General features: G+C 72.2%; 20 protein-coding genes and 1 tRNA gene. 3 read left to right on the top strand and 18 right to left on the bottom strand.

Annotated elements, in window-relative coordinates; genetic code table 11:
- Positions 1-53: 53 nt before the first annotated feature.
- From ACILRH_RS04810 to ACILRH_RS04765, 10 genes are all read right to left on the bottom strand, one after another.
- On the bottom strand, positions 54-1,607 hold the full coding sequence (locus ACILRH_RS04810; protein WP_395691189.1) for an Ig-like domain repeat protein: 1,554 nt from the start codon (positions 1,605-1,607) through the stop codon (positions 54-56).
- Positions 1,608-1,694: 87 nt separating this feature from the next.
- Entirely contained in the window at positions 1,695-2,666 is a 972-nt protein-coding gene (locus ACILRH_RS04805; RefSeq protein ID WP_395691187.1) for a sortase, read from the bottom strand.
- Positions 2,663-5,293 carry a hypothetical protein gene (locus ACILRH_RS04800; RefSeq protein WP_395691185.1) on the bottom strand — a complete coding sequence of 877 codons (2,631 nt, stop codon included), beginning with the start codon at positions 5,291-5,293 and terminating at the stop codon, positions 2,663-2,665. Before ACILRH_RS04800 ends, ACILRH_RS04805 begins: the two co-directional genes overlap by 4 nt.
- The gene (locus tag ACILRH_RS04795) at positions 5,290-6,948 is read right to left on the bottom strand and encodes a phosphate ABC transporter substrate-binding protein PstS (protein WP_395691183.1); all 1,659 of its coding nucleotides are present in this window, start codon (positions 6,946-6,948) and stop codon (positions 5,290-5,292) included. Before ACILRH_RS04795 ends, ACILRH_RS04800 begins: the two co-directional genes overlap by 4 nt.
- Positions 6,945-8,180 (bottom strand): phosphate ABC transporter permease PstA, encoded by a 1,236-nt coding sequence (gene pstA / locus ACILRH_RS04790; protein WP_395691181.1) that lies wholly within the window; start codon positions 8,178-8,180, stop codon positions 6,945-6,947. Before pstA ends, ACILRH_RS04795 begins: the two co-directional genes overlap by 4 nt.
- A complete protein-coding gene (pstC, locus tag ACILRH_RS04785) occupies positions 8,180-9,190 on the bottom strand; it encodes a phosphate ABC transporter permease subunit PstC (protein WP_395691180.1) in 1,011 nt (336 codons plus the stop codon). Before pstC ends, pstA begins: the two co-directional genes overlap by 1 nt.
- 258 nt (positions 9,191-9,448) lie before the next feature.
- Positions 9,449-9,841: a VOC family protein gene (locus tag ACILRH_RS04780; RefSeq protein ID WP_395691178.1), complete on the bottom strand. Its 393-nt coding sequence runs from the start codon at positions 9,839-9,841 to the stop codon at positions 9,449-9,451.
- A 64-nt stretch (positions 9,842-9,905) separates the two neighbouring features.
- Positions 9,906-10,685, bottom strand: coding sequence for a 3'(2'),5'-bisphosphate nucleotidase CysQ (locus ACILRH_RS04775; protein WP_395691176.1), 780 nt, complete (start codon positions 10,683-10,685; stop codon positions 9,906-9,908).
- Positions 10,686-10,705: 20 nt separating this feature from the next.
- Positions 10,706-11,302 (bottom strand): aminoacyl-tRNA hydrolase, encoded by a 597-nt coding sequence (gene pth, locus ACILRH_RS04770; RefSeq protein WP_395691212.1) that lies wholly within the window; start codon positions 11,300-11,302, stop codon positions 10,706-10,708.
- Between the two features lie 38 nt (positions 11,303-11,340).
- Complete coding sequence (locus tag ACILRH_RS04765) at positions 11,341-12,012, bottom strand: 50S ribosomal protein L25/general stress protein Ctc (RefSeq protein ID WP_395691174.1); 672 nt, start codon at positions 12,010-12,012, stop codon at positions 11,341-11,343.
- A gap of 193 nt (positions 12,013-12,205) precedes the next feature.
- Here ACILRH_RS04765 and pepN point away from each other — a divergent pair, with 193 nt between their 5' ends.
- Positions 12,206-14,569 carry an aminopeptidase N gene (gene pepN, locus ACILRH_RS04760; RefSeq protein WP_395691172.1) on the top strand — a complete coding sequence of 788 codons (2,364 nt, stop codon included), beginning with the start codon at positions 12,206-12,208 and terminating at the stop codon, positions 14,567-14,569.
- Positions 14,570-14,677: 108 nt separating this feature from the next.
- Here pepN and ACILRH_RS04755 read toward each other — a convergent pair whose 3' ends face one another.
- The 4 genes from ACILRH_RS04755 to ACILRH_RS04740 all read right to left on the bottom strand — a co-directional run bounded on the left by ACILRH_RS04755 (position 14,678) and on the right by ACILRH_RS04740 (position 17,952).
- Positions 14,678-15,658, bottom strand: a complete 981-nt coding sequence (locus ACILRH_RS04755; protein ID WP_395691170.1) for a ribose-phosphate diphosphokinase — start codon at positions 15,656-15,658, stop codon at positions 14,678-14,680.
- Between the two features lie 34 nt (positions 15,659-15,692).
- Complete coding sequence (glmU, locus tag ACILRH_RS04750) at positions 15,693-17,147, bottom strand: bifunctional UDP-N-acetylglucosamine diphosphorylase/glucosamine-1-phosphate N-acetyltransferase GlmU (RefSeq protein ID WP_395691168.1); 1,455 nt, start codon at positions 17,145-17,147, stop codon at positions 15,693-15,695.
- Between the two features lie 60 nt (positions 17,148-17,207).
- Positions 17,208-17,798 (bottom strand): type VI secretion system tube protein TssD, encoded by a 591-nt coding sequence (tssD, locus tag ACILRH_RS04745; protein WP_395691167.1) that lies wholly within the window; start codon positions 17,796-17,798, stop codon positions 17,208-17,210.
- A gap of 72 nt (positions 17,799-17,870) precedes the next feature.
- Positions 17,871-17,952 (bottom strand) — tRNA-Gln (locus ACILRH_RS04740).
- 293 nt (positions 17,953-18,245) lie between these two features.
- Here ACILRH_RS04740 and ACILRH_RS04735 point away from each other — a divergent pair.
- A complete protein-coding gene (locus ACILRH_RS04735; protein ID WP_395691166.1) occupies positions 18,246-19,361 on the top strand; it encodes an ATP-dependent DNA ligase in 1,116 nt (371 codons plus the stop codon).
- The gene (locus ACILRH_RS04730; RefSeq protein WP_395691164.1) at positions 19,358-19,918 is read left to right on the top strand and encodes a hypothetical protein; all 561 of its coding nucleotides are present in this window, start codon (positions 19,358-19,360) and stop codon (positions 19,916-19,918) included. Before ACILRH_RS04735 ends, ACILRH_RS04730 begins: the two co-directional genes overlap by 4 nt.
- Positions 19,919-19,988: 70 nt before the next feature.
- On the opposite strand, the gene tsaE is transcribed toward ACILRH_RS04730, so the two are convergent.
- From tsaE to ACILRH_RS04710, 4 genes are read right to left on the bottom strand one after another with little or no spacing between them, the layout of a single operon-like run.
- Positions 19,989-20,903: a tRNA (adenosine(37)-N6)-threonylcarbamoyltransferase complex ATPase subunit type 1 TsaE gene (tsaE, locus tag ACILRH_RS04725; protein WP_395691163.1), complete on the bottom strand. Its 915-nt coding sequence runs from the start codon at positions 20,901-20,903 to the stop codon at positions 19,989-19,991.
- Entirely contained in the window at positions 20,900-21,931 is a 1,032-nt protein-coding gene (locus tag ACILRH_RS04720; RefSeq protein ID WP_395691162.1) for an alpha/beta fold hydrolase, read from the bottom strand. Before ACILRH_RS04720 ends, tsaE begins: the two co-directional genes overlap by 4 nt.
- A complete protein-coding gene (gene alr / locus ACILRH_RS04715; RefSeq protein WP_395691161.1) occupies positions 21,928-23,052 on the bottom strand; it encodes an alanine racemase in 1,125 nt (374 codons plus the stop codon). Before alr ends, ACILRH_RS04720 begins: the two co-directional genes overlap by 4 nt.
- Before the next feature lie 16 nt (positions 23,053-23,068).
- Positions 23,069-24,445: an NAD(P)H-hydrate dehydratase gene (locus tag ACILRH_RS04710; RefSeq protein ID WP_395691160.1), complete on the bottom strand. Its 1,377-nt coding sequence runs from the start codon at positions 24,443-24,445 to the stop codon at positions 23,069-23,071.
- Between the last annotated feature and the right edge of the window lie 97 nt (positions 24,446-24,542).

Below are 24,542 nucleotides of genomic sequence, written 5' to 3'. Positions count from 1 at the left end.
CGGGGCGGGCCGGCCCGGCCCGGAGGTGCTACTCGCCCACTACTTCTGCAGCGTCACTTCTGGACGATCGTGAAGGTCTTGCTGGACCCCTTCACGGACGCGTTGCCCGCGTACACCGCGGTCAGCGTGTTCTTGCCCTTGGCGAGCTTGGGCAGCGTGATCGTCGCCTTGCCACCCTTCAGGGTCGCGGTCCTGAGGACCTTGGCGCCCTTCTTGACGGTCACCTTGCCCGTCGGCGTGGCGCCCGCCGCCTTGACGGTCACGGTGCCCTTGGCCAGCTTGCCCTTGGCGATCGTGGCCGGGAAGGTCTCGCTGACCGAGGAGCGGACGACCGACTTGACCTTGACGGTCGCCTCGCCGGAGGTCGAGGGCTCGAAGACCGAGCCCTCGTCGCCGGTGAACATCGCGGTGTAGGTGTGCGACGAGCCCTGGGCCAGGCCGGACAGCATGGCGGTCGCGGCACCCGAGGTCAGCGGGACGTTGCTCGCGACCTTGGTCTCACCCTCGAAGAAGTCGACGGTGCCGGACGGCGACGTGGAGCCGGTGACGGTGGCGACCAGGGTCACCTTGCCGGGGGCCGGGCTGCTGCCCGCGAGGGTCGTCGTCGTGACGACCTGCTGGTTGGTGGCGAAGTTGCTCGTCGCGGTCTGGGTCGGTGCGCCGCAGACGCCGCCGTGGTCCGGGGTGGCGAGCTGCTCGAAGCCGGCCTCCTCGATGAGGGGGCGGGCCTCGGTCGAGCAGAGTGCGCCGTCGGAGCCGAAGGCGGCCTGGATCAGGTCGTTCGACACGTCCTCGCCGCGGACGACGTTGTAGACGGCTCGGTCAGCGCTCCACCCGGTCTCGATCCGCAGGGCGGTGCCGGCGAGACCGGCACGACCCTTCGAGAACGGTGCGATCACGTCGGGGTCGTCCTGGATCGGTGCCGGGTCGTGCTCCTGGACCTCGGCGACGTTGCCGCCCAGGGTCACGTCGACGCCGCCGTTCATCGCCTTGAGCTGGGCGAGGAAGAAGCCTCGGGTACCGGAGCCCGCCTGCGGGATCCGCGGCTTGATGGTCCCCGAGGTACCGCCGATGTCCGCCCAGTTGGTGATGTTGCCCTTGTAGATGTCCACGATCTGGGCCTGGGTCAGTGCGGCCGGGGCGTGCGACGCGACGTTGTTGGAGACGGCCATCACCAAGGTGTCCAGGGCGAACGGGAACATCTGCAGGCCGTTGGAGGTCTCGGTGGCGTTGTTGGCCGAGGAGGAGCGGGCGAAGTCGACGTCGGGGTTGTTGCCGGCGCCGTAGAGCAGGCCCTTGCCGGCGCCCGAGCCGTTCGGGCGCGTCGGGGTGCTGGTGGGCAGCGTGACCGTCCCGCCACCGGTGGCCGCGAAGCTGGCGATCTTGTGCGAGGAGTTCGCCGAGTCGGCGTTCCACAGCTGCTCGGCGAACAGGTGCATCGCGTGCTGGGTGGTGTCCGAGCCGACGCCGATCAGGTCACCCGCGACCGGGGTGAAGCTGGGGTCGTCGGGGTCGGTCGCGGCGTGGGCCGCCCCGGCCGACAGGGCGATCGCGGAACCGGCGAGGGCGGCGGTGACGACGCCCGCGAGGGTGGTGCGTACGAACATGGGTTGTCGCTTCCTGTGTGGTGGATGGTGCAGGGGTCGTGCTGTCGTTGATTTCGTCGACCGCCGGGGACCGGCGGCTCCGGGCAGTCAGATCAGGTTGGGCAGCAAGCGCATCACCACGTCCGTGGACGCCCACGACAGTGCGATCACGAGGGGGGCCGCGACCACCCACACGAGCACTGCCGACCATCGCTGACGAGCGGCGACGACCCCGAGCGTCGACGCCAGGAGGAGGGCCAGGCAGAGAGCGAGGAGCGGGACCGCCCCCGGCTCGTTGGCCATCGCCTTCTCCGAATCGGGAACCGCCACGGGCCGGCCGGACGGTGCTGGGTACCCCTTGGCGGCGTCGGCGTCGACGTAGACGACGGTGTCGGGGGTGATCGCGCCGAGGCGGCCGCTGCCCTCGGCGGTGACGAGGGTCAGCCGGGCCGCTCCGTCGGCGACGGGCTGCGGGAGCGGGTCGCCGGCGCGCCGGACGTCGACGACCTCGAACGTCTTGGGCCCCTGGGCGCCGACGACCTTGATGGGGTCGCCCGGCCGGAGGGACGTGATGTCGCCGAACGGCCCGCCGTATGTCGTGGCCCGGCCGTAGATCACCGATGTTCCGACCTGCCCCGGCAGGGGCGTGTCACGGCGGTGCCCCGGCCCGAGCAGGAGGTCACCGGACGCGGTGCCCTCGACGACCACCTGCTCCACCCCGATGCTGGGGATCGTCAGGAGCGCGACCGGGTCGTCGACCGGGACGACCGGTCCGATCGGGGCGGTGAGCTCGGCGAGCTGGGTGCGCAGCTTGGCGTAGAGGAGGTCCTGGGAGCGGTTCTCCTGGATCGTGCCGAGGAACAGCATCTGCACGGCGATCCAGAGGCAGACGATCGCGATCATCGTGAACGCCGAGGACAGCACCGCCGAGGCGGTGTCCGACCCGGACGGCGTCGCTGCCGTCGTGGGCGTGGTCCGCCGCGCCCGGTCGGCCGCTGGGCGCGGTCGACGGACCCGGCGCCGCTTCTTCGGCAGCGGCTGCTCCGGGGACGTCCGCGGTGGTTCCAGGGTCGTGGTCATCGCCTCCTCCTGACCGCGGGGGCGGCGACCTTGAGCGCCAGCGTCACCAGGCACCCGATGGCGCCGAGGAGCAGCAGCAGAGGGAGCAGGCCACCGGCCAGGCTCGAGCTCACGGATGTCGTCGCGGGCATGTCGACCGCGGTGGGCGTGGTCGACGGCACGGCCGACGGTGAGCCTGATGCCGCGGCCGGTGACGGGTCGCTCGGGACTCCGGGGCCGGTCACGTCGACGCTCCCACCGCCCGGACCGCCGTTGCCCGGACCGTCGCTGGGGTCCGTGCTCGGCGTCGCGGTCGGCTCGGTGGTCGGCTCCTTCTGGGCCTCGACGGCGTCGGCCGTCTTCTGTGCGGAGTCGTGGAGCTTGGCCGTGGGCCCGCTGTCCTGGATCGGCAGGAAGCCCTCGGGCAGCTGCCCGTTGCCGCTGCCGGGTCGCTGGCCCTCGCTCGTGGAGATCCGGATGAACTGGGCGACCTTGTCCGCGTCGGCCTGGGCGAGGTTCTGCAGCCGCGCTGCCGTGTAGACCACCATCGTGCCGGGGTACGCCGTCGCGGAGGTGCGGACGTCGGACTGGTCGAGCACGAACGGCTGGTGCGCCCCGGACTGGTCCATCAGGCGCACGGCGGCGCCGAGCGAGCCGGCCGTCGGGCCGACGTAGACCCCGGGCTTCGTCTCGAGCCGGGCCGAGCGCAGGCCGTACCGGGCAGCGTCACCGAGGCTGACCAGGCCGAGCATGAAGCGGCTGCCGTAGGACTGCCGGTCGATGCGGCCGAGCTTGTAGAGGCCCGACGACTGGTCGTAGTCGCAGCGCGTCTGGACGTTGGGCCACGCATCGAGCAGCGCCTCGGCGATCTTGCGCATCGTGGTGACCGGAGCGGCGATCTGGCTGAAGTAGACGCCCGGGTTCTTCTGCCGGCAGTCGCTCGCCGTCTCGGGGATGTAGGTGTCCTTGAGCGGCCAGTCGGGCCGCGGCAGGGCGATGTTCCGGTACGCGGGGTTGACCTTCATGCCCCACGGGTCCGGCTTGCCGGCGATGAAGTCCATCGCGTCCTTGTCCTGCGCGATGTACTCCGTGAGCTGCTCGATGACGTCGGAGCTGTTCGACAGCGACAGGAGCGTGGCCCCGACCTCCTGGCTGATCTGGCTCAGGCCGGGGTTGAGCTCGATGAACTCCGGGTCGTTCATGATGCCGAGCGGGTTGTCGCCGATGCCGGGGTGCCCGCGGCCGAGGTCGGACCCGAGGTAGGACTGGGTCATCAGCTTGGCGATCAGTCGTGCGTTCAGCCGCAGGTTGGTGACCTCACCGGCGTTGTCCGGCTTGTCGATCTGGTAGCCGATGGAGAAGCCGGTCACCGCCGTCGGCGCGTAGCCGATCGGGTTGGTGCCGCGGCGCTGGTGCTCCGAGGACACCTCGGCCGCGACGCCCTCGCCCGCCTCCATCAGGTTCCAGCCGGCCTCGTCGGACATGTTGTTGAACTGGAACTTGAAGCGCTTCTTGTTCAGGCAGTACGCCGGCGCCCACTGCAGTGCTGCCTGCGCGAGCAGCTCGGAGCCGTAGAACCCGGTCGGGGGTCGGGGGTCGAGCACGTCGCAGGTGTCGGGCGGCAGGCCGAACGTGACCGGGATGGAGAACCGGTTCTTCCAGTTCGAGGGAGACCACCACAGGGCCGGCGAGACGGCCTGGTCGACGCCGTCGTTGGCGAAGTTGCTCGACCCGGCCGGGAACCGGCCGCCCTTGCGGCACGCCTTGTCCGAGATCGTCATCGGGCTCGACGGCTGGTCGCAGGACAGTCCCACGATCGGGATCACCTCGATCGTGCAGGCCACCTGGTGGTTGCACCCCAGCGACTCGTTCTCCACGTCGCTGCGCACCTCGAACTGCACCGACCCCGTGCCGTCGGTGTCGGTGTAGGCGGCGATCTCCGCAGGCGGGAACGCGGCACCGACCGCGGCCTCGGGCGGCATGTTGGCGCTGTCGCACGCGGCGAAGGTCTTGCCCTTCGTCGTCACGAAGGGGGTCAGCTTCGTGAAGAACGGCGCCTGGTCGGCCGTCGGGCAGACGTCCGCACCCGGAAACGGGTCGATGCCGGAGACTCGTGCCTTCTGCGCATCGGTCGCGTCGGCGTCGTGGGTCCACGACGCCTCGCCGTCCGAGCGGGTGATCTGCGACCGCTCCGCGACCGACCCGGTCCAGCAGGTCTCCGGTCGGACCTCCTGCCTCAGCGGCACCGAGGGGTCGTCGGTCCCGCGGCACTGGAGGATGACGACCGGGTACTCCTGGTTGAGCCCGTTCTCGCCGTACGGGTTGCTGGCCCGGCCGCCGCTGGGCTGCGCCCCCCGCCAGCTGATCTGGATGCGCTGGCGGCCGCGCAGGTTCTGGGTCTTGTTCGCCGCGACGGTGACCTTGTAGCTCGGGAACGAGTAGGTGGACCCGTCGGCGTTGACGAACGTGCGGGTCAACGTCTTGGTCTCGGTGAACCCGTCGGACGCCTTCTCGACGATGCGTGGCACTGCGTCGAAGCTCGCGGTGGACCGCCCCGAGTCGTCGGACCGCGGCGCGGGGGTGGCGACCGCGGCGGCCGGCAGCGCGAGCGCCAGGGCAGCGACGATGACGGTTGCGGCGCGCCTCACGGTTGCCCCCCCGTCCCGGTCGGCCGGCGACGGCGCAGAGCGATGACCAGGAAGCCGGGCAGCAGGATCAGCGCCAGGAGCTCGAGCACCGCCAGCCAGCCGAAGGCGGTCTTGTCGCCGCTGCGGTCGGCGACCAGCTCGGTGGGTGCTCCGTAGATGGCGCCGCTGTCGGTGGTCGTCGTCCCGGCCGCGCCGACGACCGCTCCGGTCTCGGGATCGATGGCTCCGGGTGCCGAGCCACCGCCGGGAGCGGATGGATCGGTCGTGGTGCCGCCCGTGGTGCCACCCGTGGTGCCGCCCGTCGTGCCGCCGGTCGTGGTCCCCCCGGTCGTCCCGCCGGTGGACCCGCCGTCGGTGCTCGGGGTGTTGGTGCCGGTGTCGGTGCCACACGGCCCCTGGCCGACCTTGTCGCACGACGCGGGCATCGGGGCCTTGTCGGCGAGGACGTTGTGGTTGAGGTTCTTGCCGTCGAAGGTGGGGTTGTTGCACGACCGCACGTCGCGGTTGGTCAGGTCGACCGCTGGGTCGGCCTGCTTGAGCTTGGCGATCTGGTCGAAGCCGGCCTGGACGAGGTTGAGCGGCAGCGGCGAGTAGCCGTACGGCCCGGCCTTCGTCTGGCCCGAGCAGAGGGAGTAGTAGAGGAAGTCCGCGAGGGTCTGCCGCTTCGCGGTGGTCATCCGCGGGTCGTCCGAGCCCGTCGGGATGATCATGTAGGAGTAGGACGAGATCGGGTAGGCCCGCGGGTCCGGGTTGGTGTAGACGCCGTCCAGGATCTGCGTCAGGTAGAGCTGGCTGCTCTTGTCCTGGTTGATCTTCGCCTTCGTGAGCGCGACCGCGGTGTTGTACTGCGTCGGCTCGACGTAGTAGCCCGCCTTGTTGAGCACCTTGACGACCGGGTAGTCGGCGTTGACCGGGTAGGAGTACTCGACGTAGCCGATCGTGCCGTTGCCGGCGTACCCCTTGATCGTGTTCATGACCTGGTCCGAGCCGGCCTGGCTGATCATCAGCCCGCCGTGCTTCGGGTAGTAGGACGTCAGTCCGGACCGCCCGAAGTAGGGCCGCCAGATGCTGGGGTAGACCTTGTCCATCCAGGTGGTGAACTGGGCGGTCGTGCCCGAGCCGTCCGAGCGCACGACCGGCTTGATCGGGAGCGACGGGAACTGGCGCCCGTTGTTGTCCTTGGTGATCGCCGGGTCGTTCCAGTTGGTGATCTTGTTGGTGAAGATCTTGGCGATAGTCTCCCCGGACAGGCGCAGGTTGCGGACCAGGGTGTTGCCGATCTTGAGCTGGTAGGTGAAGGCGGTGCCGCCCGCCACGATCGGGAGGTACGCGAAGTCCCGGCCGTTGCTGGTGTCGGCCTGCCCCTGCTCGTCGACACCCTGGTAGGGGATCTCGGAGATCGCGAAGTCGGTGCTGCCCTGGGCGAAGTCCTTGCGACCCTTGGTCGAGCCGCCACCGGTGTAGACGACCTGCATGCCGTTGGCGTTCACGTCGGCGATCCACTGCTGCACGATCAGCTCGGACCAGGTGGAGCCGGTGCCCTCGATCTGGGCGTAGACGGTCGCGCTCGCGGTCCCGGGCAGCGCGGCCACGCAGCCGAGGGCGACGAGGAAGAGCAGGGCCGCGCGGAGGCGGCGGCGGACGCGGGCGGTCACGAGTACTCCTGGTTCTGGTACGGGTTCGACTGCGGCCCGACCGGGCCCATCTCGCTGAGCGGGTCCGCCTGCACGAAGTCGACCGACGAGCGGCGAGGGGGCCGGCGGCGGCCCTTCTTCGCCTTCTTGGGCCGGGCGATCAGCCGGGCGGTGACGAAGAGGATGAGGACGAGGGCGAGGAGGACCGAGGCCGCCGCGAAGGCGCGCGCGATCGCGATCGGCTCCCCGGATCGGACGGTCGAGTAGATGAACAGCGGCAGCGAGTTCATCACCCCGTCGGTGGGGTTGGCGACGAAGAACTGGGCGTTGCCGGAGGTGAGCAGCACCGGGCTGGTCTCACCGATGCCGCGAGCGATGCCGAGGATCACGGCCGTGGCCAGGCCGGGCCGGGCCGTGGGCAGCACGACGCTCCACACCGTCTTCCACCTGCTGGCGCCCAGCGCCAGGCTGGCCTCGCGGAGGCCGCTCGGAACCACGCGGAGCACGACGTCGGATGCCCGGGCGATGATCGGCAGCATCATGACCGCGATCGCGAGCGAGGCCGCGAGGCCCGAGCGCGGGTAGCCCAGCGCGACGATGAAGACCGTGTAGATGAACAGGCCCGCCACGATCGACGGCAGCGCGGTCATCGCCTCGACGACGGTCCGCACGACGCGGGCGAACTTGCCGCCCACCTCGCTCATGAAGATCGCGGTGCCGACGCCGAGTGGCACGGTGATCGCGACCGCGATGGAGATCTCGACCAGGGTCCCGAGCACCGCGTGCGCGACGCCACCTCGGGTGAAGGGGTCCTTGGGGCCCACCCCGGACATGTCGTCGAAGAAGAAGTTGGGGTGCACCAGCGGCTTCCAGCCGCGGACCACGACGAAGACGATGGCGCTGGCGAGCACGGCGCCGACGACGACCGCGCCCGCCGTGACGACATTCGCGGCGACCCGGTCCCGGACCTCGACGAACCCACCGGAGATCCCCGAGGTCACCGTCGTCACCAGCAGCACGCAGGCGAACCAGGTGACGAGGAACCAGGGCAGTCCGGGCAGCGGGAGCAGCCGCTGGGTGATCAGCCAGGCCAGGCCGAGCGCGGAGATCCAGGTGCCGTAGCGCAGGAACTGCTCGTCCGGCGTCGGTCGGCCGAGGGAGGATCGCGGGACCGGCGGCGGCGCGTCGTCGTCGTACGTGGGCAGGACGGTCTTCCCGGCGAGCTCGGCGCCGGTCTCGGGGGCCAGAGTCATCAGGCGTCCGTCCCGGCGCCCGAGCGGCTTCTGTTGACGATCACGGCGGCGAGCGTGTTGACGAGCAGGGTGATGAGGAAGAGCACGAACCCGGCGGCGAGCAGGGCCGAGAGCTGGCTCTTGCTCGCGTCGCCGAAGCGGCCGGCGATCAGGGACGAGACCGTGTTGCCGCCGATCTCGAGGACCCGGCCCTTCACCTCGAACGACGGGGAGATGATGAGCAGCACCGCGATGGTCTCGCCGAGGGCGCGACCCATGCCCAGCATGGTGCCGCCGATGATGCCGCCGCGGCCGAAGGGCAGCACGACCGAGCGGATCATCCCCCACTTGGTCGCGCCGAGCGCGAGCGCCGCCTCCTTCTCACCAGGAGGCGTCTGCGAGAAGACCTGCCGCATCACCGCGCACGACATCGGCAGCACCATCATCGCGACGGCGATGCCGGCGCAGAACATCGAGAAGCTGTAGCGCGAGATGTCGACCGACGGGGCGTTCGGGTCGGCGCCGTGCACGTCGAAGACCGGGATCCAGCCGAGGTTGCGGTCCAGCCACACCGAGAGCTCGGCGGCGTGCGGCATCACCAGGAAGTAGCCCCACAGTCCCCAGATGATCGAGGGCACCGCCGCCATCAGGTCCACCATCGAGACCAGCAGGCTCTTGATCCGCGCCGGCGCGTACTCGCTGATGTAGAGCGCCGTGAGCAGGGCGAGCGGGAACGCGATGCTCATCGCGACCAGGGCGACGCAGACCGTGCCGGTGAGCACCGCCGCGATGCCGATCACGTCGGCCTCCGGCTGCCAGGCCGACTCGGTGAAGAAGCCGAACCCGTAGTGACGCAGGGTCGGCAGCGCCTGCCAGCCGAGGAAGACCCCGACGCCGCCGGTGATCACCAGGACGGTGGCACCGACCACCCGGATGGAGTGCACGAAGACGGCGTCCGCGCCCGTGGCCTTCCGGGAGATCTTGCGCGGACTGACGTCGGTGGACGCGTCCTGCAGGGGCAGCGTGGTCACGATCAACTTCCTGGCGGGTGCTCGCCCGGATCGGCGAGCGACGACGCCTGAAGTCTCAGGAGGTCACCGGAACGAATGCCCCTTCACCGGTGAACGACGGGAGAACAGCCCGGCCATCTTGGACGAACTCCGCCGGCGCCACGTTTGCCAGTAGCCCGGACGGGTCATGCTCGACCGGCTCCGGATGGCCCGGTCGGGTCATCCCGGTCGACCCGGGCGTCGTTCACCTGCCGTTCGCCGGGTGCGCCACGACAGCGGTCAACCGGAGAGCTCCGCCTCCGAGCGCAGCAAGCAGAACTCGTTGCCCTCCGGGTCGGCCAGGGTCACCCAGCCGGTGCCCGGCCCGCGCACGCCTCGGTGGTCGGCCACCAGCGTCGCGCCTGCGGCGAGAAGTCCCTCGACCTCCTCGTCGCGCGTCGCGGCGCGCGGGCGCAGGTCGAGGTGCAGCCGGTTCTTCACCGTCTTGGTGTCGGGGACCTCGATGAACAGCAGCTGGTGGCCGGTCTCGGGGTCCCGGATCATGCACTCCTCATGCCCGGGCAGGTTGGGGTCACCGTCGAGGTCGACGTAGCCGAGCACGGGCTTCCACCACTCGGAGAGCGCGTAGGCGTCGTGGCAGTCGATGGCCGTGTGCGAGACGAAGGCGGTCATGCCCGCAAGACTCACGGGCCCGACCGGCGACCTCAACGGGTTATCGCCGGGTGGCGGGCACTGGTCAGTCGGTGCCGTGCTCGGCGATGAAGGCCAGGATCCGCTCGGCCAGCTCGGGCCGGCAGACGACGACGTCGGGGAGGTAGACGTCCTCCTGGTTGTAGCGCAGCGGCGAGCCGTCGACCCGGGAGGTGAACAGCCCGGCGGCGCGGGCGACCGCGACGGGGGCGGCCGAGTCCCACTCGTACTGGCCACCCGCGTGCACGTAGGCGTCGGTGACGTCGCGGGTCACCGAGATCATCTTCACCCCGGCCGAGCCCATCGGCACGAGCTCGGCACCGAGCTCGGTCGCGAGCGCGTCGACGAACGCGGGCGGGCGGCTGCGCGACACCGCGATGCGGGGCCGGTCCGACGAGCTCGGTGGCACCACGGGCGGGTGGCCGGTGTTGAACGTCTCGCCGAGCGCCGGCTGCGCGACGGCGCCGGCCACGAGATCGCCGTCCTGCCACAGCGCGACGTGGACGGCCCAGTCCTCCCGCGGCACCTCGGAGAACTCCCGGGTCCCGTCGAGCGGGTCGATGATCCACACCCGGCTGCGGGACAGGCGCACCTTGTCGTCCTTGCCCTCCTCGGAGAGCACCGCGTCGTCGGGCCGGTGCTCGGCGAGCAGACCCATCAAGAGCTCGTGCGCGGCCAGGTCGCCTGCGTCCTTGAGCTCGCGGCCCTCGAGGCCCTCCTGGCGCACCTCGAGGAGGCGCTCCCCGGCGACGGTGGCCAGCCACGTCGCGAGCACGTGGTCGTCGGTGGCGGCCTCGACGGGCGGAGCTCCGGGGTCGAACGTCATGCGCGGCACCCTACTTCCGGTCAGGAGTTGAAGCTCTGCTGGGTGCGCTCGAGGCCCTCGGTGACGAGCGACTCCACGGCGTCCGCGGCCTTGTCGACCTGGAACGGGAGGATCCTCCGCTCCGTCGACGAGTAGTTCGAGAGCACGAAGTCGGCGACGTCCTGCCGCCCGGGTGGCCGACCGATCCCGACCCGCACGCGTGCGAAGTCGCCGGTGCCGAGCGAGGAGCGGATCGACCGGAGCCCGTTGTGGCCGTTGTCGCCGCCGCCCACCTTCACCCGCATCGTGTCGAAGGGGATGTCGAGCTCGTCGTGGACCGCCACGATCCGCTCGGGCGGCACCTTGTAGAACGCGGCGAGCTGCTTGACCGGCCCCCCGGACTCGTTCATGTAGGACCGCGCCTTCATGAGCACGACGCGCGGGCCGGGCACGCCGGGTGCCCCGAGGCGTCCCTCGACGACCTCGGCACGGCCGGACTTGTGGGCACGGAAGGGCGCGCCCATCCGCCGGGCCAGCTCGTCGACGACGAGGTGCCCCACGTTGTGACGGTGGCCGGCGTAGGAAGGGCCCGGGTTGCCGAGCCCGACCACGAGCCACACCGGCGTCGCGTCGGCCATCGGATCCGGGCCCTCTCTGTGGAACAGGTGACGCAGGGTCACTCCTCGGACGATGCCTCACCCTCGGCAGAGGCCTCGGCGGCCGGCGCCTCGGCGGCCTCGTCGGACTCCTCGCGCTCGATGCCGGCCTCGGCCTCGGCCTCCTCCAGCTCGGCCTCCAGGGCCGCCTCGGACTGCTGCTCGGTGATGTTGACGATCAGCGTCTCGGGGTCCAGGAGCAGGGTGCTGCCCGACGGGAGCACCAGGTCCGAGGCGTGGATCTGGGTGCCGGCCTCGGCGCCGTCGATGTCGACCTCGATGGCCTCGGGGATGTGCGTGGCCTCGGCCTCGATCTGGACGGTCGCGTTCTCGGTGACGACCAGCGTCTCGCGGGCGGCCTCGCCGACGAGGTGGACCGGCACGTCGACGGTGACCTTCTCGCCTCGCTTCACCGCGACGAAGTCGATGTGCTCGAGGTGGCGCTTGATCGGGTCGATCTGCACCTGCTTGGTCAGGGCGAGCTGGGTCGTGCCATCGATCTCCAGCTCGAGCAGCGCGTTCGCACCGCCGTGCTTGAGCGCCAGCATGGTGTCGTGGCCCGGCAGGGTGAGGTGGATCGGGTCGTTGCCGTGGCCGTAGACCACTGCGGGGACCTTGTCCTCACGGCGGATCCGGCGGGCGGCGCCCTTGCCGAACTCGGTGCGCTTCTCGGCCTTGATCTTCTCGGACATGCTGACTGCTCCTCGTGGCGTGCTGGCTGTTCTTCGTCGGGGGGCCTCGGCTCGCGGTGTGAGCGCGGCGGGCTCGACCGGGACGGTCCGCCAGCCCTGTCGATCACGGAACCACCGGGTGGCTCCCTCGCCGAGGCAACTGCAGCAGCCTACCGGCGCGGGCCGGTCAGGAGAAATCCGTAGGGTCGGGAGCGTGAGCCTCACCCTCGCCGAGGCCCGGTCCCGGGCCTCCTCCCTCTCGGACGTCTCCTACGAGGTCGACCTCGACCTCACCGACGCGGAAGGCGACCGCTTCGGCAGCCGGACGACGGTGCGCTTCACGACCACGGCGCCGTCGACGTTCCTGGAGCTGACGGCCGCCAGCGACCTCGAGGTCACCGTGGACGGCGCACCGGTCACGCCGTCGTACGACGGCCGCCGGCTCCACCTGACCGGCCTCGGCGGCACGCACGAGGTGAGCGTCACCGCCCGGCTCCCCTACGTCACCGACGGCGCGGGGATGCACCGCACGGTCGACCCCGCCGACGGTGCGACATACCTCGGCGCCTACCTCGGCCTCGACGTCGCCCAGCGGGTCTTCTGCTGCTTCGACCAGAACGACCTCAAGGCCCGGGTCGCGGTCTCGGTCTCCGCCGACCCGGCCTGGACCGTGCTCGCGAACGGCCGGTGCGTCCACGCCGTCGACGGCCGCTGGGTCTTCGCGACGACCCCGCCGATCCCGGTCGCCCTGGCCTGCGTGGTCGCCGGCCCCTGGGTGTCGACGACCTGGGAGCACGCGGGCCTGCCGTTCGGGTGGCACGCCCGCGCCTCCCTCGCCGGGGAGCTGGCCCGGGACGCCGACGAGCTGCGCCGGGTCACCGAGGCCTGCTTCGACCACTACGCCACGATCTTCGAGGAGCCCTACCCGTTCGACAGCTACGACCAGGTCTTCGTCCCCGGCCTCAACTGGGGCGCGCAGGAGCAGCCGGGCTGCGTGATCTACCGCGACGAGCTCCTCCCGACCGGCCGGTTGCCCGAGGACGTGCGGTTGCTGCGCGGCTCCGTGGTCGCCCACGAGATGGCGCACATGTGGTTCGGCGACCTCGTGACGATGACCTGGTGGGAGGACTCCTGGCTGCAGGAGTCGTTCGCCGACTACCTGGGCTACCGGGTCGCCGGGGCCGCTGCCGGGTACGCCGGCGCCCTGCTGGGCCACGAGGCGGGACGCAAGCCCGCGGCGTACGACGCCGACGAGCGCCGATCCACCCATCCGGTCGCTGCGGACGCCTCGGACGTGCCGGACGTCGCCACCGCGTCCACCATCTTCGACGCCATCTCCTACGCCAAGGGCAACTCGGTGCTCCGGCAGCTGGTGACCTGGCTCGGCGACGAGGCCTTCCTCCGGGGCGTCAACTCCTACCTGACCCGCCACCGCTTCGCGAACGCGACCCTCGCCGACTTCGTCGCCGCCCTCGACGAGGCGTCCGACCGCGACGTCCGGGCCTGGGTCGAGGTGTGGCTGCGCAGCACCGGGTTCGACACCGTCCGGGTGCTGCGGGACGGCGACGTGCCGGTCCTGCACCGCGAGGGGTCGCGGCCGCACCGCATCTCGGTGTCCTCGCTCGACGGCCGGACCCGGCGCTGGGTCGACCTGGGGGACGAGCCGGTGCCCGTGCCCGAGCTGGCCGGGCAGGCGGTGGTGCCCAACAGCGGTGGGGAGACCTTCGCCCGGCTGGTCCTCGACGACCGCTCCTGGGAGGCGGTGGCTGCAGGGCTCGCCGGTGTCGAGGACGACCTGACCCGCGCGGTCCTTTGGACCATGCTCTTCGACCGGGTCCAGACCCGCGACCTCGACCCGTCCGGGTTCCTCGGGCTCGTCGAGCGGCACCTCCCCGGCGAGCGCAGCCCGTCGGTGGTCACGGCGGTCGTCGACCGCACGCTCACCCGCGTGGTCCCGCTGCGGGTGCCGACCGGCGGCGCGGCCGACGCGCTCGCCCGGGTCGCCGGGGCCTGCGCCTCCGGGGCAGCGACCGACGACCCCGGCCTACGCCGGGCCTTCGCCGCCGGCCTGGCCGCGACCGACCCCGACCCCGCACGGCTGGCGTCCTCCCTCGACCGGCTCGACCCGACGCTGCGGTGGCGGGCCGTGCAGCGGCTCGCGGAGATCGGCGCCGCGGACGCGGCGCTCGTTGAGCGGGAGCGGCAGCGCTCCCCCGGCCTGGACGCCGACCTCGGCGCCGCCGCCGCGCTGGCGGCCCGCCCGACCGCGGAGGCGAAGGCCGAGGCGTGGGCGGTGGCGTCTGGTCCGGACGTCGGCAACCGGACGTTCAGCCGGGTGCTCGAGGGTCTCTGGTCGGCCGAGCAGGCCGAGCTGGTGGCGCCGTACGTCGAGCGCTACCTGCGCGAGGCACCGGCCTGGGCCGCCCGCGGCGACGGGTTCGCGCTGGTGGTGGGACGGGCCCGGCCCCCCCTGCTGCTCACCCCCGCGCAGCGGGCGCTGCTGCACGAGCAGCTCGCCGGCGACCTGCCCGTCGTCCTGCGCCGGGTGTGGGCCGACTGGGCCGACGACCTCGACTGAGGCGTGGCGGGCGCGTTGCCACGTGGGTCTGAGCGCGCAATTGAACGGCTGCGCACCGGATACCCACCGGTAACCGGGTGTCACCGTTCAATTGCGCGGAAATGGCCGCTACGACGCCCCGTCGAACATCGAGGTGACCGAGCCGTCCTCGAACACCTCACGGATCGCCCGGGCGACCAGCGGGGCGATCGAGAGGCAGGTCAGCTTGTCGAACTCCCGGTCGGGGCTGAGCGGCAGCGTGTTGGTCACGACGACCTCGGCCGCCGGGGAGTTCTTGAGCCGGTCGACGGCCGGGTCGGAGAGGATCGCGTGGGTCGCGGCGATGATCACGCCCTCGGCGCCCTCGGCCATCAGCGCCTCGGCGGCCTTCACGATGGTGCCGCCGGTGTCGATCATGTCGTCGACCAGCACGCACATCCGGCCGCTCACGTCACCGACGACCCGGTTGGCGACGGTCTCGTTGGGCCGGTCGATGCGGCGCGTCTTGTGGATGAAGGCCAGCGGTGCGCCGCCGAGCCGCGAGGACCAGCGCTCGGCGACCTTGATCCGCCCGGCGTCCGGGGAGACGACGGCGAGCGACTGGTGGCCGTACTTCTCCCGCACGTAGTCGGTGAGGATCGGCAGCGCCATCAGGTGGTCGACCGGGCCGTCGAAGAAGCCCTGGATCTGGTCGGCGTGCAGGTCGACGGTGATCAACCGGTCCGCGCCGGCGGTCTTGAACAGGTCGGCCATCAGCCGCGCCGAGATCGGCTCGCGGCCCTTGTGCTTCTTGTCCTGCCGCGCGTAGCCGTAGAACGGCATGACCACGGTGATCCGCTTGGCCGACGCCCGCTTGAGCGCGTCGACCATGATCAGGTGCTCCATGATCCACTCGTTGATCGGAGCGGTGTGGCTCTGGATCACGAAGGCGTCGCAGCCGCGGACCGACTCCTCGTAGCGGATGTAGATCTCGGAGTTCGCGAACTCGTACGCCGACTGCGGCACCAGCTCGGTCCCGAGGATGTCGGCGACCTCCTCGGCGAGCACGGGGTGCGCCCGGCCGCTGAAGACCATCAGGTTCTTCTCGGTGGTCTTCTTGTATCCGGTCACCCGAACAGCTCCTCGGTCGCGGGAGGGTTGGCGGTCAGGATTCTGCCACGTCCTGTTCACCCGACGGTCCGTCGCCCACGGCCGCCTCCGCCGCTGCCGCCTGAGGGGTCCCGGCGCGTCGGCGCTGGGCCCACCGCTCGATGTTGCGTTGCGGCCCGCTGGACACCGCGAGCGCGCCCGGCGGCACGTCCCGGCGTACGACGGTGCCGGCGCCGGTCCCGGCCCCGTCGCCGATGTGCACCGGCGCGACGAAGGTGTTGTTGGACGCCGTGCGGGCGTGCCTGCCGACGGTCGTCCGGTGCTTCTGGACCCCGTCGTAGTTGGCGAAGATCGTGCCGGCGCCGATGTTGGTGCCCTCCCCGATCTCGGCGTCGCCGACGTAGGACAGGTGCGGCACCTTCGCGCCGTCGCCGATGGCGGCGTTCTTGGTCTCGACGAAGCCGCCGATCTTGCCGCCGGCACCGAGCGTGGTGCCCGGTCGCAGGTAGGAGAACGGCCCGACGTTCGCGCCGGCGCCGATCACGGCGAGCTCCCCGTGGACGCGCACGACGCGCGCACCGACGCCGATCTCGCAGTCCTTGAGCGTGCAGTCCGGGCCGACGACGGCGTCCTCCGCGACCGCGGTCGCGCCGAGCAGCTGGACCCCGGGGAGGATCGTGACGTCGGGCTCGAGCACCACGTCCGCGTCGATCCACGTCGTGGCGGGGTCCATCACCGTGACGCCCTCGCGCATCCAGCGGTCGACGATGCGGCGGTTCATCTCCGCGCCCATCCGGGCCAGCTGGGCACGGTCGTTGACGCCCTCGGTCTGCATGACGTCGTCGATCGGGTAGGCACCGACGGTGAGGCCGTCCTCGCGCGCGATCGACACGACGTCGGTGAGGTAGAACTCGCCCTTGGCGTTGTCGTTGCCGATCCGCGGCAGCGCTCCCAGCAGGAAGTCGGCGTCGAGGGCGAGGATGCCCGAGTTGATCTCGCGCACCTCGCGCTGCTGCGCGGTGGCGTCCTTCTCCTCGACGATCGCCTCGACGTCGCCCTCGGCGTTGCGCAGCACCCGCCCGTAGCCGTACGGGTCGTCGACGACGCCGCTGAGGATGCTGACCGCGCACTGCGCTGCCTCGTGCTCGGCGGCGAACCAGCGCAGCGACTCACCCTGCAGCAGGGGCGTGTCGCCGTACGCGACCAGGACGGTGCCCTCGACCGAGCCGGCGGCCTCCACGGCCATCCGGACGGCGTGGCCGGTGCCGAGCTGCTCCTCCTGGACGGCGAGGACGGCGTCCGGCTCGATCTCGCGGATGTGCGCCGACACCGCCTCGCGCTGGTGCCCGACGACCGCCACGATCCGCACCGGGTCGGTCGCCCGTGCCGCGGCGAGGACGTGGCCGATCATGGTGCGCCCCGCGATCGGGTGCAGCACCTTCATCGTCTTGGACTTCATCCGCGTGCCCCCGCCTGCGGCGAGCACGACGACGGTCAGCTGGCTACCCACGCTCACCGACCCTAGTCGCTGTGCCGGGGCGTCAACGAGTCGGCCGCGTCGCTGCGCGGATCACTGGCGGGTGAACTGGCCCCAGTCGTCCTGGGCGGTCACCCCGCCCTTCACGTAGGTCCACTCGATGGTCTGGTAGGCCAGCTCGAAGGTGGTGGTGTCCTGCCCGCCGGGCCGGCCGTTGAGGTGGTAGGACACCACCGACGCGTTGGTCAGCACGACCCTGAAGTAGTTCTCCTGGGCGCCGCCGCTGGTGGTCCGCCAGAAGTTGAAGGTGCAGGACGTCAGGGTCTCGTTGTCGGTCATCGCGTTGATCAGCTTCGGCACCGCCGAGCTGACGTTCGTGACGAACTGCAGCGGCTCGTGCTGCTGACGACCAGACGCCTGCCCCGACTGGGTGTCCACCGGCTTGGTGATGGCGTGCCGGACCGAGCTGATGGCGTACTGCCCCTCCTTGCCCTTGGTCGCCAGGTCGCTCTTGATCACTCCCTGCTCCTGGCCGGTGCACTTGCCGTAGATCGGCGACGCTGTCGCCGCGTCGGCGGTGGTCAGTCCGCCGTGGCCGGCGGTGAGGGCCGCGAACAGAGCCGCGGCGAGGGCGAGGACGAGCGCGACGCGGACGAGCGTGGCGCGGCGGAGCGTCAGGGTCATGGGACCCAACCCTCTGGCCGATCACCCAGCAGCGTCCATGGCCCGCACGGGCTATCAACAGATGGCTCTCGCTGGCTCCCCGGGTAGGAGTCGAACCTACGTCGCTAGTCCTGATTCAAAGTCAGGCGGGCCCTGCCGGCAGACCAACCGGGGATAGGTAGGTAAGGCTAGGGCCCGCCCGGACGTCATACGAACCGGCCGCCCCCACAACCACCCCGGATGACCTCCCCCCGGCCGCCACCGGACGTCATCCGAACCGGCCGCCCCCACGACCACCCCGCATGACGCCCCGCGGGCCGCCACCAGACGTCATCCGAACCGGCCGCCCCCACGACCACCCCGCATGACGCCCCCCCGGCCGCCACCGGACGTCATCCGAACCGGCCGCCCCCACGACCACCCCGCATGACGTCCGCCGCACGCCCGGGGCGCGGCTAGCCTCGACCCGTGGACCTGCCCGTGATGCCGCCCGTCCAGCCGATGCTCGCGAAGTCGGTCAAGGGGATCCCCGACCCGGCGAAGGCCGGGGCGCTCAGCTTCGAGCCCAAGTGGGACGGCTTCCGCTGCCTGGTGTTCAAGGACGGCGACGAGGTCGAGCTGGCGAGCCGCAACACCAAGCCGCTGACCCGGTACTTCCCCGAGGTCGTCGCGGCGATGCGCGAGCAGCTGCCCGAGCGCTGCGTCCTCGACGGCGAGATCTTCGTCGCCGTCGCCCCGCCCGGCCAGCAGAGCCGGCTGGAGTTCGAGGTGCTGCAGGAGCGCATCCACCCCGCGAAGTCCCGCATCGACCTGCTCGCCGAGAGGACCCCGGCGTCGTACGTCGCGTTCGACCTGCTCGCGCTGGGCGACGAGTCGTACGTCGGGCGACCCTTCGCCGAGCGCCGGGCGGCCCTCGAGCAGGCTCTCGTCGGGCTCGACGGACCCTGCTACCTGACCCGCACGACGACGGACCCGGCGCGGGCCGAGGAGTGGTTCCACCAGTTCGAGGGCGCCGGCCTCGACGGGGTGGTCGCCAAGCCGCTCGGGACGCCGTACCAGCCGAATGTGCGCAGCATGCTCAAGATCAAGCACGAGCGCACCGCCGACGTGGTCGTCGCCGGCTACCGCGAGCACAAGACGAGCACGCCCGAGGCGCCGCTGCTCGGCAGCCTGCTGCTCGGGCTCTACCGCGACGGCCAGCTCCAGCACGTCGGGGTGAGCGCGAGCTTCACCGCGAAGCGCCGCGCCGAGCTGATCGAGGAGCTGCAACCGCTGGTGGTGCCGATCGAGGACCACCCGTGGGGCCACTGGCAGGAGTTCCTGACCGCCAACCCCGACCGGGTGCCGGGCACGCAGAGCCGCTGGAGCCAGGGCAAGGACCTGTCGTTCACGCCGCTGCGGCCCGAGCTGGTGCTGGAGGTCGCCTACGACCACATGGAGGGCAACCGGTTCCGCCACACGGCCCAGTTCCGGCGGTGGCGCACCGACCGCGACCCCGAGTCGTGCGGATATGACCAGTTGGACGAGCCGGTCTCCTACGACCTCGCTAGTGTTCTCGGCGTCGACGAGGAGGCACCCAGATGACCGAGAACAGCAGCACGGAGGACTACGACGTCGTCCTGCTGATCGAGCAGGCGCTGACCGAGCAGGACGCGGCCCAGGTGCACTCGCTGCACGAGGGCCTCGAGCAGCCGGTCACGTACCACGTCCTGCTGCCGCTGGAGGACGCCGCGGCGCGGATCGAGTCCGCGATGGGCTCGCTCACCGCGGGCGACATGCTGGCCTCCCCGACGATGCCGATGAGCGAGGTCGACCTCGAGGCGGTGCGCAAGGACTGCGAGGAGCGCTCCGACGACGAGCTCGGCCAGACCCTCGCGGCGCTGCGCAAGAGCGGCGCGACCGCCCTGGGCCAGGTCGTCACCGACCCACCCATCGACGCCCTGGCGGCCAAGCTCGCCGAGGTCGACGGCCGTGAGGCGATCATCTTGACCCGTCCGCACGTCGTGTCGGAGTTCTTCCACCTCGACTGGACGTCCAAGGCCCGCCGCAAGCTCGGCGTCCCGATCCTGCACCTGCTCGAGCACGAGACCTTCGACCAGCAGGCCGAGGGCTACGGCGAGGAGGGCGTCACCGGGCTCTGACCCGCGTGGCTCCCGGGGTGCTCGGGACGGGGTGACCCGACCGGCGAGCCCAGGGAGCGGGGGCCGCCGGTCAGCCCAGCCCGCGGAACGACAGCGCGTGCCAGCGCGGCCCCACCGGGGTGATCTCCACCCGCCGGGGGTCGAGGCCGTCGTGGGGCGCGTCGCCCCGCACGATGGCGACCTCCAGGCGTGACTCCGAGAGGCCCTCGGCCAGTCCCTCGCCCCACTCCACGACCGTCACGGCCTCGTCCAGCGAGGCGTCGAGGTCGAGGTCGTCGAGCTCCTCGAGACCGCCGAGCCGGTAGGCGTCGACGTGCACGAGGTCGGGGCCGCCGACCGTCGAGGGGTGCACCCGCGCGATCACGAACGTCGGGGAGGTGACCGCACCCCGGACGCCGAGCCCGGCACCGAGGCCCTGGGTGAACGTGGTCTTCCCGGCCCCGAGCTCGCCGCTGAGCACGATCAGGTCGCCCGGGGCGAGCTGTCCCGCCAGCGACCGGCCCAGGCCCCGCATCGCCTCGGCGTCCGGCGCCTGGAAGACGTGGGTGCGCAGCGGGCGGCGCAGCTCGACGTTGGGCGGCTCGCGCCGGATCTCGCGGAACCCCTGGCGCACCCAGAACTCCACCGTCGCCGGCAGCTCCTCGCGCGCGACCACCGTCAGGTCGTCGGAGCCGGCCGCCGCGTCGACCGCCGCGTCGATGAGCGCGGCCGCGACGCCGTGGCCCTGCGCGGCCGGGGTGACGCCGAAGCGGCGCAGGTAGGTCGTGCTGCCGACCGGGTCGAGCACCAGCGCCCCGACCGGCTCGCCGTCCAGGCGGGCCAGCAGGCCGCCGTACGCCGACAGCCGGGCCGCGATCGTCTCCTCGGTCTCCAGCAGCGCCGCCGCGGGCGGGTCCAGGGGCGGGCGGGCCCCGAAGGCGGCGCGCACGACCGCCAGCACCTCCGCGGCGGCCTCCGGCCCGACCCGCGTCACCTCGACGCTCACGCGACCGTCCCCGTCGCCGCGAGCAGCTTGTCGATCTCGCCGTCGACCTCGTCGGACCGCTCCAGGATCACCATGTGCCCGGCGCCGTGGCACTCCAGGATCGTGGAGCCGGCGATGCGGTCGTGGAGCTTGCGGCTGTGCCCGATGGAGGTCAGCTTGTCGTCGGTGCCGCAGATCACGGCGGTCGGGACCTTGGCCAGGGTGCCGACGTGCGCGAACTTGTCGAGCTCGGCGAAGCCCGGGAAGAACTCGGCGACGACCTCGAACGGCGTCGCCGCGAGCATCCGGTCGACGAAGGCGACGTACGACGCCGGCACGTCGTCACCGAACGCCAGCTCGTCCGTGGCGACGAGCGCCACGTTGCGGCCGATCCGCCGCAGCCCGTCCACCGCGCGGTGGCCGCGCGCCAGGGTGGACACCCCGCGGTGCAGCGGCAACGAGCCGGCCCAGCCCGGGACCATCGGGAAGAGGATCCGGCTCGGGTCGAGCCCGCCCGCGGTCGTCGAGATGAGGGCGGTCCCGATGACCCGGTCACCGAAGAGCTCGGGGTGCTGCTCGGCCAGGGCCACGATCGTCATGCCGCCCATCGAGTGGCCCACCAGCACGACCGGCCCCTCCGGGACGACGTGGTCCAGCACCGTGAGGAGGTCGTGGCCGAGCTGGTCGATGGTCGCGTGTCCGATGGGCGAGCGGCCCGAGCGCCCGTGCGAGCGCTGGTCGTAGTAGACCGCCCGGACCCGGCCGCGGTAGTGCTGGCGCTGGAAGTGCCAGCAGTCCAGGTTGAGCGAGTAGCCGTGGCAGAAGACCAGCGTGACCGGCGAGTCGGCCTCGTCGACCTCGACGTGCAACGGCGTGCCGTCGTCGGTCACCACGGTCACCGGGTCCGAGCGCAGCGACCCGAAGGGCGTGTCGTCCTCGGGGTGCCGGCGGGAGATCGCGCGCCGCTGCAGGCTCGCGATCCCGGCACCGGCCGCCGCCGCCGCGAGCGCCGTCGCGGTGGCCCCGATGAAGTGCGTGCGCGCCCTCATGCTCCGACCGTCCTTCGCGTCATCCGTCCACCGACCCGGGTGACGATCTCGTAGGAGATGGTGCCCGCCGCCTCGGCCCAGTCCTGGGCGGTCGGCTCACCGTGCCTGCCCGCGCCGAACAGCACCACGTCGCTGCCCGGCGGCGGGGTGTCGCCCTCGAGGTCGACCACGAACTGGTCCATGCACACCCGGCCGCGCAGCGCACGCTGCTTGCCGTCGACCAGCACGTGGGCGGTGTTGCTGGCGTGGCGCGGCACCCCGTCGCCGTACCCGACCGGGACGAGCCCGACGGTCGTGTCGTGCTCGGCGTGCCAGGTGTGGCCGTAGGAGACGCCGGCACCGGCGTGGATCGGCTTGGTCATGGCCAGCGTCGCGCGCACCGTCATCGCGGGCACGAGGCCCAGGTCGGGCGTGCGGCCGGGGGCGGGGTCCAGTCCGTACGACGCCAGGCCGAACCGCACCAGGTCGAAGCGGCTGCCCGGCCGCAGGATGCCGGCGGCCGAGTTGGCGAGGTGGCGCACCTCCGGGTGCAGCTCGTGCGCGACCTCGAGGGCCGCGCGGAAGGCGGCCTCCTGGGTGTCGTTGGCGGGGTGCTCCGGCTCGTCGCTCGCGGCGAGGTGCGACCAGATGCCGGTCACTCGCCAGGTCCCGTCCCGTTCGCCCCGCAGCGCCCGGGCGACGACGGCCGGCCAGTCGGCAAGGGTCGCCCCGCCGCGGGACAGCCCGGTGTCGACCTTGAGCTGGACCCGCGCAGGGCGCCCGGCCGCGGCGACGGCGGCCTCGACCTCGTCGAGCTCGGCGACGGAGTAGGCGGTCACGTCGATGTCGGCCTCGACCGCCGCGGCCCAGGCGTCCCCGGGCACCGTGAGCCAGCACAGGACCCGCCCCAGGTCACCGCCGGCGCGCAGCACCAACGCCTCGTCGAGCGTGGCGACGCCCAGCCACTCCGACCCGGCGTCGCGGGCGGCGCGCGCGACGTCGACCATGCCGTGGCCGTAGCCGTCGGCCTTGACGACGGTCATCGACGGCACCCCGGTGAGCTCACGCAGGGTGCGCACGTTGTGCCGGACGGCGTCGAGGTCGACGACGACCTCGGCCCGAGGGACCGGCGGGGTGCTCATGCCCCCGATCCTTCCACTACGGGGTCGACAGCCCCCGGACCACGTCCGGAACTGCGGCCGCCACCGTCCCCGCGACCAGCGGGCCGCCCCCGCTCGCCAGGGTCGCCGCGGCACCGTGCAGCCAGGAGCCGACCGAGGCGGCGTCGTACGGCGCCAGCCCGGCCGCGAGCAGCGCCCCGACGAGCCCGCCCAGCACGTCGCCGGCGCCGGCCGTGGCCAGCCAGGGCGTGCCGGTGGTGGTCACCCGGACCCGGCCGTCGGGCGTGGCGACGAGCGTGTGCCGCCCCTTGAGGAGCACCGTGCACCCGTAGCGCTCGGCCGCCGCGCGGACGTGGTGGAGAGGACGGCTCTCGATGTCCGCCCGGTCGGCCCCCAGCATCGCGGCGAGCTCACCCGCGTGGGGCGTGAGGACGGCGTGGGCGGGCGGCCTGTCGACGTGGGCGAGTGCGTCCGCGTCGACGACGAGAGGCACGTCGTCGGCGAGCGCCGCCGCGAGCTCGTCCCCGGCGTCCTCGCCGCCCCCGGAGCCGACGACCCACGCCTGGACACGCCCCTCCCCGACCACCTCGGGGTGGACCTGGCGGACGGTGGCCGCGACGGAGGGGTCACCGACGTACCGCACCATCCCGCACAGGCCGGTGTCGGCGCCGGCGACGCTGAGGAGTGCGGCACCGGGGTACTGCGGGCTGCCGGCGCGGACGCCGACCACGCCGCGCAGGTACTTGTGCGCGTCGGGCGTCGGACGCGGCAGCAGTGCCGCGACATCGTCGGGCTGCAGCGCCTCGACCGGGGCCTCGGGCAGGTCGAGCCCGATGTCGACGAGGTGCACCACACCGCTGGCGCTCGCGGCGGGGTCGACGAGGTGGGCGACCTTGTAGGTGCCGAAGGTGACGGTGACGTCGGCGCGCACGTGCGGACCGGTGACCTCGCCGCTGTCGACCTCGACGCCGCTCGGGGTGTCCACCGCGACGACCGGCACCCCCGCGACCGACCCGAGCGCCCGCTGCGCCTCCGGGCGCAGGCCGCCCCGGCCGCCGATCCCGACGATGCCGTCGACGACGACGTCCGGCCGGCGTGGGTCGCCGCTGGTGGTGCGGCCGCCCGCCGCCAGCAGGGCCGCGACCCCGCCCGGGTGCGCCCGGTCCGAGAGCAGCCAGGCCTCGACCTGGGCGCCCCGGCGGGCGAGGATCGCCCCGGCGTACAGGGCGTCGCCGCCGTTGTCGCCCGAGCCGACCAGCAGCAGCACCCGCCGCCCGTAGCCCCCACCGAGCAGGTCGACCACCGCGGCCGCCAGCCCCGCGGCGGCCCGCTGCATCAGCACACCCTCGGGCAGCCGGCTCATCAGCGCCGCCTCCGCCGCCCGCACCTGCTCGACCGTGTGCGCGCACCTCATGTGGCCACGCTAGCGGGCCCCGAGTGAACGGGTCGTGTGCCTGAGACCTACCCAGGGGTCGGGTTCAGGCACACGACTCGAATCCCTGTGGAGGACC

The organism is Nocardioides sp. (assembly GCF_044226765.1).
Lineage (GTDB): Bacteria > Actinomycetota > Actinomycetes > Propionibacteriales > Nocardioidaceae > Nocardioides.
This window is presented reverse-complemented; position numbering and strand designations above follow the sequence as displayed.

Coding starts and splice junctions, on each gene's coding strand:
- ACILRH_RS04810 (WP_395691189.1), bottom strand. CDS start 1,607: ATGTTCGTACGCACCACCCTCGCGGGCGTCGTCACCGCCGCCCTCGCC.
- ACILRH_RS04805 (WP_395691187.1), bottom strand. CDS start 2,666: ATGACCACGACCCTGGAACCACCGCGGACGTCCCCGGAGCAGCCGCTG.
- pstA (WP_395691181.1), bottom strand. CDS start 8,180: ATGACTCTGGCCCCCGAGACCGGCGCCGAGCTCGCCGGGAAGACCGTC.
- ACILRH_RS04780 (WP_395691178.1), bottom strand. CDS start 9,841: ATGACCGCCTTCGTCTCGCACACGGCCATCGACTGCCACGACGCCTAC.
- ACILRH_RS04775 (WP_395691176.1), bottom strand. CDS start 10,685: ATGACGTTCGACCCCGGAGCTCCGCCCGTCGAGGCCGCCACCGACGAC.
- pth (WP_395691212.1), bottom strand. CDS start 11,302: ATGGCCGACGCGACGCCGGTGTGGCTCGTGGTCGGGCTCGGCAACCCG.
- ACILRH_RS04765 (WP_395691174.1), bottom strand. CDS start 12,012: ATGTCCGAGAAGATCAAGGCCGAGAAGCGCACCGAGTTCGGCAAGGGC.
- tssD (WP_395691167.1), bottom strand. CDS start 17,798: ATGACCCTGACGCTCCGCCGCGCCACGCTCGTCCGCGTCGCGCTCGTC.
- ACILRH_RS04730 (WP_395691164.1), top strand. CDS start 19,358: ATGACCGAGAACAGCAGCACGGAGGACTACGACGTCGTCCTGCTGATC.
- ACILRH_RS04720 (WP_395691162.1), bottom strand. CDS start 21,931: ATGAGGGCGCGCACGCACTTCATCGGGGCCACCGCGACGGCGCTCGCG.
- alr (WP_395691161.1), bottom strand. CDS start 23,052: ATGAGCACCCCGCCGGTCCCTCGGGCCGAGGTCGTCGTCGACCTCGAC.
- ACILRH_RS04710 (WP_395691160.1), bottom strand. CDS start 24,445: ATGAGGTGCGCGCACACGGTCGAGCAGGTGCGGGCGGCGGAGGCGGCG.